Here is an 11,478-nt window from a genome sequence, read left to right as displayed (position 1 = left end):
TTGTGGTTGACGAGGACGTCAACCTTCCTAAATAAACGATTTCTTCGTCGTTCACCTTACAGCCAAATTATGTAGTTTCCGCTAAATTTTAGTATTGTCTGATAGTTTGTTTGTTGTTGTTGACGAGGACGTCAACACTCCGTTATTAATACGCCGGGTCAAAACCCATCGTTAAAATCTCTTATCACAATTGGACTTTTCTTTATCCTTAATTGTTTTATACGAGGGGCTTACGCCTCCATCGCTATGATTGTGTCGCCCTCAGGGGCTAACTTTCTAAAACCTTTCTAAAGTTGTTCGTTCCGGGTTTCACCTTTTCACTTTTCCACTTTTCCACTTTTTCACTTTTCCACTTTTCCACTTTTTCACTTTTCACTTTTAAAGTTCTCTTTTCTAATATAGGTTAAAAAGCTTAGAGGATATCCCGTAGAAGAAATAATATCTTTTTTATCCTGCAGCAACCATTCATCTTCATTAAAAGGAGGGAAATAAGTATCTCCCTCAAACTTAGAATGAATGAGGGTAATCAATAATCTATCCGCCCAAGGTAAAAACTGGGCAAAAACGCTTGCCCCACCGATTACAAATACTTCTTCCCCCTCAATTTTGGGTAGCATTTCTTGCATATTATGAACGACAATGGCACCTTCAGGATGAAAAGAAGTGTCCTTGCTTAAAATAATGTTTTGTCTGTCCGGTAGTGCTTTCCCAATAGATTTCCAAGTATTTTTCCCCATAATAATCGGATGACCAAGAGTATTTTGTTTAAACCAGGCAAGGTCTTCCGGAATTTTCCAGGGCATTTTTCCGGCATTACCGATTAAATGATTTAAGTCATAAGCGGCTATGATAGTTATGCTCAGAATTTGCCTACTTTAAAAAAGGTATCAATTTGAGGAATACCAGCTTTTTTTGCTTCATCTAAGGTGCCATTAAAAAGCATTTTACCGCTATCCAGAAAGATAATTTTGTCGGCAATTCTATGAATGGAAGCTAATTCGTGAGTAACCACCACAATGGTCATTTTCAGTTGTTTTTTCAGTTCCAAAATTAATTCATCCAAAGAAGCAGCCGTTAAAGGGTCCAAACCCGCAGAGGGCTCGTCGCAAAAAAGAATTTGAGGGTCTAAAGCAATAGCTCTGGCCAAAGCGGCTCTTTTTTTCATACCTCCTGAAAGTTCGGAAGGAAATTTATATATAGCTTCGCTTAAGTTTACCAGTTTTAGTTTAACTTTAATAATTCTGTCTCTCAGTTCTTTGGTTAAGTTCGTATGCAATTCCAGAGGAATGCTGATATTTTCGTAAATAGATAGGGAATTCAAGAGTGCTCCACTTTGAAAAAGCATCCCAATTTTGCGCAAAATATTCGCCATTTGTTCATCATCAAGGCCTAAAACATCTTCGCCCCAAAATTTCACACTACCCGAAAATGGTTCCACCAAACGCAAAATATTCTTTAGCAGAGTTGTTTTCCCGCAACCGCTACCACCCAAAATAACTGTAATCTCGCCAGGATATATATCCACATTGATATCGTCTAAAACAGTTAAATCGCCATATTTGGCAATTAAATTTCTAATACTGATTACCGGTTCCATAATTATAAATATAATAAACTGAAAATGGCGTCCCAGATGATAACGGCAAAAATAGAGGCGACGACAGAAGAAGTGGTTGCCTTTCCAACTCCTTCCGCTCCCCCTTTTACTTGAAATCCACAATAGGCACCAATAACAACAATCGTCCAGGCAAAAATAATGCTTTTCCCAAAGCTGGTGACGATATCCTTTATAGTAAGAACACTTATAGAACGCTGGACAAAAGTGTAGATACTCAAATCCAGATAGTTAATGGCAATTAGTCCCCCTCCAATTTCCGAAACTAATATAGAAAACATAACCAAAATCGGCATCACTACTGTGATGGCAAGAAATTTTGGTACAACGACATAGCGAACGGGTGACAAAGCCATAATCTTTAAGGCATCAATTTCTTCCGTAACTTGCATCGTTGCAATTTCCGAAGCAATTGCTGATCCGCTTCTTCCAGCTACAATGATAGCTGTAATTAGAGGAGCTATTTCTCGTACCATCGAAAAAGCCATTAAATCTGCTATAAAAACATTCGCTCCAAAATTTGCCAGCTGCACCGATGCCTGCAAAGATAATATAAAGCCAACGATGAAAGAAAGCAAGGTTAAAATCGGCAATGCTTGCGATCCCAGCAAAGAACACTGAATGATAAAAGAACCTTTCCGCTGTCCTTTGCGGCTGAAAATTCCGATCAAACCCCAATAAAAAACTTCCGAAGCCAAAAGCATAACCTGATAAAGCTGCTGTGCTGAAACAACAACCGAATCTCCTATTTTTTCAAAAAAGCCCATCTGCCTTTCAGGGGCAGGAACCTCTACTTTTAAAGAAGAAAAGGTCTCTATCACTTCTTGAATTTCAGGGCTCGCCCCCTGCAACAATAAAAGCCCTTCTGCCGCTAAACGACTTTGCAATTCATCCAGAAAAGCCACTCCCGCGCTATCCAAATTGGCTATTCCACTCAGGTCTATCATATCGGGATTCTGATGTTTTAAAAGGACATTTACTTCTTCTAAAACACCTGGAACTGTTTCAGCATTCAGAGTTCCATTTAAATACAGGGTATTGTTAACAATTTTACTGGGCATTTCTTTTCTTAATAAAATAGCGATAATCGGATAAAAGTAGTATAATCGTAAACAGTCCAGGGTTTTTCAGCTTCATCATAGAAGATATTGAATTTTACATCCAGTGAGATATTTCGGAATAACCTAAAACTTATCCGGTTTTCATTTTCCAGCCGGTATGTATGTTCCGGAACTCCCATCCGGAAAAGCACATCCAGAGTAGAATTTATGCTTACGAACTTCATTATGTTCAACGCTGATAAAATTACTGTGGATTCTATACCTTTGGAACTGCTGTTCGCTTCTTCAATATAGCGTTCATAACTCAAACTGGTTAAAGTATCTACAATAGGTTTATCAAAGACAAAGCTATTATTGTTATAGTCCTGCAACCATCCATAACCAACTCGTAAACTTGTCCAAGCATTGGGACTGAAGTTTATTTGATAGGTTAAACCGGTTCCTTCCTTCAACCGTAATGGATAGAAGGCAATCTTAGTTTTTAAATCCGGTTGATTCAAACGAATGGATAAGACCTCTCCTGAAGCGTCTTGGAGGATAATATTCTTGCTTTCGGAAAAATAAGTGGTTTCATCAAACATATGAGTATTCACATTCATTCTTCCATAAAAGGCAAAGTTCTGCAAGAGTTTCTTTTTCTCCATCGGATAGAAAAGCAACACATTCTTCAAGGAATAATCATCGGGACTAAATACCAAATCCTGATTTGAAGTTTTATTCAAGCCAAGATCGTAAATGCTTCTGGCAGTGAAATGAAAGGGCTTTATAATTTCGTGCGTATCAATGCTGTTGTCAAATTGACCCGATAACGAAACACTGGTCGTTGGCTTGTTTTTGTCCACATTGTTATTGGACGATAAAGATATATTGCCATGGATTGCACCTCTATGAATGCGTTTGGAACCCAAACCAATATCTTCATCGGAAAATACACCAGCTCCAATTAGAACATCACCTTCTGCGGCAGGGTCAACAATCATTGAAAGGGTCTTTTTCTCACCTTCGGCCAAAGCGACGGTGGCAAAATCTTTCAAATCGCTCCAAGAGCCCCCTCCCAATTTTACCAGATAAGAACCCGGAGGTAAAATCCATAATTTATCCACTGCTCCAACTTCATCTTCTCCCATACTGACCATTCCTCCGCTGTAAATTTTATAGCCCTCCCCTTCGGTATCTTTTTTCCAGAGGTCATATCCCATTCTAACTCTGCTTTTGGACTCATCCATAATTACAATTTGAAGCTCTGCCCAATTGGGTTTTACCACAGTTCTTTGTCGAGGCAGGATCTTTACTGGAACAATTAAATCACCCATTTCTCCGATAATAACTCTATATTGGCCTGGTCTCAATAGTGCTGGAACACCCATAATAAGTTCATCCGTGGATATTACAGTATTCAAAGAATCCAATTCTTCAATGGCATAACGCAGCTGTTCTTCCGTCTGAGTTTTGGTAGTGACCATCAACTCCCCATAATCATTAGCGGCTTCGGAACTTGTTAATTCTTCAAAAATATATCTGGCTATCGGAGAGGGTGAAGCGGCAAGAGATTGATCATCTATCTTTTGCCCGCTAAAATACAAATTGCATTTCGCCGCAAAAAGATCTGTTTCTTCCATAATCATTTCGTTAAATGCCTGCACCAAATAAATCATAGAAGGATCAACCAATTCAACGGAGCGTTCATTTTTATGGGTTAAAACAATCTTTTCGGAGGTGGAATCACGCAAGACAAATTCCATATTCAAATATGCTCTGGGCTCGGTTCCTTCTATTTTTTCTATATTATTAACCGTGGTTTCCAAAAAATACTGGGGAGTTTTATCTGCAATTTCTCCTCGAGAAACCGTTCCAAAGATGTTATACGCTTTTATGCGTTGGACAATCAAATTGGGTATGGCATCGCGCAAACGCGTTGCCCAAACATCGGTTTGCAAAAATTTAACCTTATAAAAATTCTCTTTCACGACGATCTGATTGCGGTCATAAGTTCTGGGAAGAGATGTTGTTAACACTTCCAGATTCTTGCCTGTATTCGTAGTTCTATATAGCTCGGGTTTCTCATTTCCTGCTTGATATTCCAGCACATAATAATTTACAGGCGTTCTTTCCACTTTTTGCAGACATCCCGAAAGCAACATCAGAATAGCTAAACACATTACAAACAAGGAAGCAAAATTTATCTTATTCATCATAACTCCTAATTTCCGCGCAGTAAAATAGCTGGCGTATCTGCAATTTGGCGGGAAAATTCATTCAAGTTTTCACTCGTTTCGGATAAAGAGCTTAAAATCTCCAATAAATCACTCTGACCGCGTGTTACAACCCGATTCAGATTGGATACTAAATTACCGGTTTTCTGAATAGTAGTGGATAGTTCTGAAACCATACCTTGTAAATTGGCTCTGGAAAGTTCTCCACTAAGTTTTCCCAGATTGGTCATTAAGCTATCAAAACCGGGAGTATATAAAATGGAATTTACCTGATTTAGCGCTTTATTGATATTTGTGCTAATAGTTAATATTTCGCGAGTGGTTTCCAGCACCATTTGGTCGCTATGTTCTCCTACCGTGGTCACTTGTAAATTTGCATTTTGAATTAACGCAGAACCATCACTGGTTAATTGCTGTAAACTCTGCTCCAATCGTCCTGTAAGATCCACCAACTGCTGATTTACATTATTTGTGATACTGATCAAACTTGCCTGCGAGGTCTCAGAAACATTTTGAATATTACTGGTAGCGCTATTGGTGATGGCATCCAAGTTTTTGGTTAGATTATCGGTTACGGCACCCAGGTCTTTACTCAATTCTTCAGTCAAATCAGCTGTATTATTGGCAATGCGACTAATGCTTTGCATTGTAGTAGCCAGATTTTCATGAGTGTCTTTTAGTATCAAACTGGTTTGCTCCAAAATAGTGGCAATATTTTGCTGATTATCCTTACCTGTAATTTCATTTAGATTGGCTGCTATCATATCTATTTTATCTACGATGGATTTCGCTTGTTCACTAATATCTTCCAGCATCGTGGTTCCCGGCTTGATATAGCTTTTGGGTTTAAGTAGCTTAGCTTCATTAGTCCCACCGCGGATTTCCACATTTTTCAGTCCGGTGATACCGGTTAAAGTTAAAACTGCTTCAGCATCCGTTTTTATGGGCGTGCCTCTGTTTACACTGATTTTTATTATTATCTTGGTTACATCTTTGGGGTTTATCTTGATATCTTCCACTCTGCCAATTTTGATACCTCGATAATTTACTGAACTGCCAACTTGCAAACCACTTACGGAATAATCTTCAAACTGAATGTAATATATGTCTTTCTTTTCTACTAACCTGCTGCCGGCCACCACTGCTGCAAAAATAATGATCAGAATGGCACCGATGGTTAAAAAAATCCCCAGACGAACCTTAGCGGCTTTGGAAACCATCTTATCCTCCCGTCCTGTTTTGTGACTTGCTCAATTGAACCTCCATATCCACTTCTCCAGTTAACAAACAATTTTGCACAAATACTGGAGAATTTGATTTCAGTGTAACTTCTCCTTCACACACAACTCCTTCTCCAAAACTCACATCTCCGGATATGTTCATTTTTTTGCAGCTTGTTAAAGAAGGAATGCCTTTACTGAAACGCTTTTGCATCTCATCAATTTTCCCATAGTAGGTTTCATTCAGTTCTATGATCGGCGCTTTTTCCAATCCTCGCTTCAGAACTATTTGATACATATCATTCACATCATATACATCAGACCAAAGAGCTAAGAGGTCATTTGTCTTTTTAACGGGCACAAAGCGTTCCCTGGAAACGATCAATGCCTTGGAATTATTAAATACACTGATTGCTGAACCCATAGCCGTTTCCAACTGATAAACAGGAGTTCCTTCCACAATTTTAGGATTAACAATTAAAGGCAACAACAAAATGCCATCATTGGAGATCAGATACCAATCGAGCGCTTTCAAATCTATCCACAGGTTATTCGTATTGAAGTATTTATAATATTCTACATCTTGAAAACGCGGTAAGTCATCTTCTGGGCATTGTGCAACTTCTCTCAAAAGCAGTTGTCCACTCTTATCTTCACAAAGATGGCCTCCCTTTTTATCCATCGGACTGCGCAAACAGACCTCCATCACAAAAGGAATTTTGTTATCTTCCATATAGGTAGGAATGGAAGTATCTACAATCGCTCCCAAATTATCCGCATTGGAAATAAAGGCATAAGAACACCCTTGGGTAATCAGATCTTCCAGCAAACCACTCAAAGCAGCATAGATATCTCCGTGCCCGGGAGGGTTCCACATTAATTTCTTATTTGTATTCTCATAAGGCATTAAGTTGTCCTTTCTGATACGCGGATATTTATTTTGTAAAAAGGATAAAGGCAAATTCTGTTTACTTAGATCAGGATATTTTTCCAGATATTTTAAGGTGTCCGTTTCAGTATTGAAACTATTCATAAATAAGAGCGGAATATTGTATCCGGAAATTGATCTCAAGGTTAATACCTGGCGGCTGATTATATCAAGAAAGTTCATATTGTTTTTCACAGGCAGCAGTGATTTTGCTTTAGCTAAACCCATGCTGGTTCCCAAACCGCCGTTTAGTTTGATAATTGCTATCTTTTTTAATAAAGAGGGTCGGGAAGTTTGTTTTATCTGCTGATACTCTATCAGATTCGTATCTGAGGGTGGTTTTATCATTTCCTCTTTGATATACCCTGTATCGCCTTGAGTAAGTTTAGCATAGTATGCACAAAAAGTGCGAATCACATCATCCTTTATGCCTTCCTGTTTCATCATCCGGATAAAGGGAGTGCTCATTTTTTATTCTCCAAATTCTTTGTTCACTAAGTGTTCTACCATTTCTGCATCCACTTTTTCGGCAATGGTTATATTGCCTTCAGCGTTATGTTTCTCATTCCAGGCAGTTCCGGTTTTGATAGCTCCTTCATTTTGAGCCCAAGCTCTGCGTGCAATTCCACCCATAACATCCCAAGAAAGTCCATTTTTCACTACTTCATCCATTCTTTCGCTGCCATCTAAAACAATTCCATTTCCACCATTTATACCACGGCTAACTCCAACTCCACCCCCATTGGAAAGAACTACCATAGTCATTCCTCTGGCAATATTTCCGGCAAAACAATGCGTAGCCATATCTGCCATCAAATTTGAGCCATCATAGATATTTGCTGTTTCCCTGAAAGGAGAATCCGTTCCGGAAACATCGTGATGATCTCTACCCAGCATAACAGGCCCAATTTCACCTTTGCGAACCATTTCATTAAACTTCAGCCCCAGTTTAATTCTGCTTTCTTCATCCGCATACAGAATTCTGGCTTTCGTTCCTACCACCAGTTTATTCTCTTCCGCGGTGGAAATCCAATAGTAATTATCTCTATCCATCGCACTGCGATTTTTATCTATCAAAGAGATGGCAGCCAAATCCGTTTTATGCAGGTCTTCATCTTTTCGGGAAAGACAAATCCACCTAAAAGGTCCGTAGCCATAATCAAAACAGATGGGTCCCATTATATCTTCCACATAAGAGGGCCATATAAAACCATCAATTGTATTTATTCCGTTTTTGGCAATTTCCGTAACCCCTGATTCAAACACGCTTGCCATAAAGCTATTGCCATAATCCCAAAATCGGGAGCCCTTTGCGGTTAAATTTTTTAGGACATTAAAATGCCGCAATAGAGAGGCATCTACTTTTTGCTTGAATAGCTCAATATTTTCAGCCAATAATTTACGCCCTTCTTCATAAGTAATGCCAACCGGAGTATAACCACCTTCATAAACTACATGACAGGAGGTCTGATCAGAAAGCAATTCTGCTTTGATATTATGTTTATCAATGTATTCCAACAGGTCAACAATATTTCCATAATAAGCAATGGAAAGCGGTTTCTTGCTTTCTCTGGCTTCCTCTGTCCATTTAAAAACCTCCGCCAAATTACTGGAGACCTTGCTAACCCAACCCTGATTAAACCTGGTTTCTATCCTGCTTTTATCCACTTCGGCAATAATTCCAATGCCGCCGGCAATTTCTATCGCTTTACTTTGAGCTCCGCTCATTCCTCCCAAACCGGAAGAAACATATAGAACCCCTGCCAGATTTTTATCCTCTGGGATACCCAGATATTTTCTACCTGCATTCAGCAAAGTTATATATGTTCCATTCACGATTCCCTGAGGACCAATATACATCCATCCGCCGGCTGTCATTTGACCGTAATTTGCCACTCCTAATGCAGTTAAGCGTTTAAATTCCCCCGGATTATCCCATTTGCCAACCATTAAACCATTAGTAGATATAACTCTGGGAGCTTCCGGACGCGAGGGAAACAGACCTAAAGGATGACCCGAAGCCATAACCAGCGTTTGTTTCTCCGTCATAATTTCCAGATATTGTTTAATTAACCGATATTGCATCCAATTCTGACATACCTGGCCTGTTTCTCCATAAGTAACCAGTTCATAAGGATATAAGGCAACATCAAAATCCAAATTGTTGTCTATCATCACTTGAATGGCTTTAGCAGGAGTTATGCCTTTATATTCATCAATCGGTTTTCCATATATATGACCCTGAGGACGATAGCGATAGCCATATATTCTTCCTTTTGTTTTCAGTTCCTGCATAAATTCCGGCGCCAAAACGCTGTGTAAATGTTTGGGAATATATCGCAGGGCATTTTTTAGGGCAAGAGCAATGTCTTTTTTGCTCAAGTCCAAACCCCTATCAGGAGCTCTTCTGATTCCGGGCTCAAAAGTTGGCTCAGGAGGCAGCTCATCAGGAAGATGGACTTCATACTTTCTATAGTTCATTTTTGCATCCTTTATTATCTTTGTCTAACATAATGTTTAAAATAGTGCTGTCGGCATCTTGCATTCCTTTAGCTACAAAATAAGCCAAATTGTCAATAGTACCTTCAATGCTTTCCGTTATTATACCATCATTGGCAGAAACGCAAATTCCTTCTGTCGCCAAAAGCGATGCCTGAACCGCCGCGCTGGTTGTGGTGGCAACTTTTAAAGAACAACCTTCTTTAGCTCCATCACAAACCATTCCTGCCGTATCGGCAATCATATTTTTAATGGCATATTCAATTTGAGGATAATTCCCCTTTAAAAGCATAACTATACCACTCGCAGCTCCTGCTGAAGCAGAAAGGCATCCACACAGACAGGAAAGAATACCTATTTTTTGTTTGATATGAATACTAACCAAATGCCCCATAGCCAGAGCTCTCAATAGTTCATCTTTATTACTGTTTAGCTTTTCAGCAACTGCAATTATCGGTAAGGTAATAGCCAAGCCCTGATTCCCACTTCCGGAATTACTGATCACCGTTAAATTACAACCGCTCATTCTGGCATCAGTGGCTGCCGCAGTTAAAGCCATGGCATAATGATGAATGTCATCTCCCAAAAGTCCACATTCTATCTTATTCATTATCAATCTGCCCAAATTTATACCTGATTGATTAAATAAACCATAATCTGCAATTTTACGGTTTTGAATCAACCCCAAATCAATGGATTCCAATCGGTCAATGTCTATATTAACGCAACAATCATAATAGTCCTTCAAAGTATAAGAAAGAGGAGATAGTAAAAAGCATTCTTCTTCCGTTTCTATTTCCTTATGCTTCAAGACCTGATTATCTTTTTCCAAATGAAACAGCCAGTTATGCCGCCAGCGTAAAATTGCCCTACTTTCAGATTTATCTGTCTGCAAAATTGCTTCAATCCATATCTTTTCTTCTGTTTCATTCATTTGGGTAGTGATGCGGTTTTCTTCCAGCATTTTTTTTGCTGATGCTATTTTTTCTTCGTCAAGATCAGCCAAGACCTCCAATTCCTTATCCGGCTTGGCAACTAATATTCCTAAGGCAAAAGCAATATCCAAACCAAGTAAATTAGTATTGGGAATCCCTACTCCCATCCCGTTTTTTAAAATATTGGGGCTCACAATCAAATTGGCAGAAATAATTGTCCCTTCTAAAACACTGGCTGCATAAGCACCCGCCAAAGCAACAGCGGCTGGTTCAGTACATCCCAAAGCAGGTGAAACTTCTTGTTTTAATAGCGCCAAGATATTTTCTGTTTCGCTCATCATCCTTCCTATTGTTAATTTTTTACTCTATTACAATTCTTTCCATTTAAAACAATCCGTCAAGCAAAAAAGGAAAATATGACTTTTACACCGATTACACCGAAAATAGTAAGCACGCAGATTACACAGATAACGCAGATTAAAAAAGATTAGTTTCTCACAGATTGCACTGATTTCACGGATTGAATTTTAGAAACAAGGATTTTTTGGATTTGTTCACGATAAATTAAGTTTTGAAACAAGGATTTCAGGATTTAAGGATTAAGAGGATTCCGAATAAAAGTTCCGTTAGGAACGATACATACTAACGACGGGTTTTAACCCGTTGAAATAAAACCAAATAAATTAGTCCCAGCGGGACGACAGATTTAAGCAACGGGTTTTAACCCGCCGAAAATAAAGGAAGGTTGACTTCCTCGTCAACCACAACAAGATATTTATGCAGTTACCTATAACTTATAGGAAACTTGATAACTCGGTTGTCAGGGGAACGACAGGATGTCGTTCTTCCTTTGGATTATTCTTTCCCAGATTAAAAAAGATAATAGGTCTGGGATGAACAGGATGAAAGGGATTTAAGGGATTTTTTATAATTAGCCACCGAAAGCACCGAAGATATTTCACGCAGAGGACGCAGAGGACGCAGATTAAAAAAAATACTTTTACAGG

8 protein-coding genes are annotated in these 11,478 nt (G+C 38.9%); all 8 read right to left on the bottom strand.

Features of this window, described 5'->3' with window-relative positions; translation table 11 throughout:
• Positions 1–365: 365 nt before the first annotated feature.
• From ABFC98_05205 to ABFC98_05170, 8 genes are read right to left on the bottom strand one after another with little or no spacing between them, the layout of a single operon-like run.
• Positions 366–803: a dihydrofolate reductase gene (locus ABFC98_05205; protein MEN6445426.1), complete on the bottom strand. Its 438-nt coding sequence runs from the start codon at positions 801–803 to the stop codon at positions 366–368.
• Between the two features lie 56 nt (positions 804–859).
• Positions 860–1,597 (bottom strand): ATP-binding cassette domain-containing protein, encoded by a 738-nt coding sequence (locus ABFC98_05200; GenBank protein ID MEN6445425.1) that lies wholly within the window; start codon positions 1,595–1,597, stop codon positions 860–862.
• Positions 1,598–1,599: 2 nt separating this feature from the next.
• Positions 1,600–2,676 (bottom strand): MlaE family lipid ABC transporter permease subunit, encoded by a 1,077-nt coding sequence (locus ABFC98_05195; GenBank protein MEN6445424.1) that lies wholly within the window; start codon positions 2,674–2,676, stop codon positions 1,600–1,602.
• 8 nt (positions 2,677–2,684) lie between these two features.
• Positions 2,685–4,868 carry an ABC-type transport auxiliary lipoprotein family protein gene (locus ABFC98_05190; GenBank protein MEN6445423.1) on the bottom strand — a complete coding sequence of 728 codons (2,184 nt, stop codon included), beginning with the start codon at positions 4,866–4,868 and terminating at the stop codon, positions 2,685–2,687.
• Positions 4,869–4,876: 8 nt separating this feature from the next.
• A complete protein-coding gene (locus ABFC98_05185) occupies positions 4,877–6,109 on the bottom strand; it encodes an MlaD family protein (GenBank protein MEN6445422.1) in 1,233 nt (410 codons plus the stop codon).
• A 1-nt stretch (position 6,110) separates the two neighbouring features.
• On the bottom strand, positions 6,111–7,505 hold the full coding sequence (locus tag ABFC98_05180; GenBank protein ID MEN6445421.1) for a UTP--glucose-1-phosphate uridylyltransferase: 1,395 nt from the start codon (positions 7,503–7,505) through the stop codon (positions 6,111–6,113).
• A 3-nt stretch (positions 7,506–7,508) separates the two neighbouring features.
• Positions 7,509–9,518 carry a urocanate hydratase gene (locus tag ABFC98_05175; GenBank protein MEN6445420.1) on the bottom strand — a complete coding sequence of 670 codons (2,010 nt, stop codon included), beginning with the start codon at positions 9,516–9,518 and terminating at the stop codon, positions 7,509–7,511.
• Positions 9,508–10,809, bottom strand: a complete 1,302-nt coding sequence (locus ABFC98_05170; GenBank protein MEN6445419.1) for an L-serine ammonia-lyase, iron-sulfur-dependent, subunit alpha — start codon at positions 10,807–10,809, stop codon at positions 9,508–9,510. Before ABFC98_05170 ends, ABFC98_05175 begins: the two co-directional genes overlap by 11 nt.
• Positions 10,810–11,478 lie beyond the last annotated feature (669 nt).

The sequence above is a fragment of the Candidatus Cloacimonas sp. genome, from assembly GCA_039680785.1.
In the GTDB taxonomy this organism is placed as follows: domain Bacteria; phylum Cloacimonadota; class Cloacimonadia; order Cloacimonadales; family Cloacimonadaceae; genus Cloacimonas.
The sequence above is the reverse complement of the archived record's forward strand: the minus strand, read 5'-3'. Positions and strand labels throughout refer to the sequence as shown.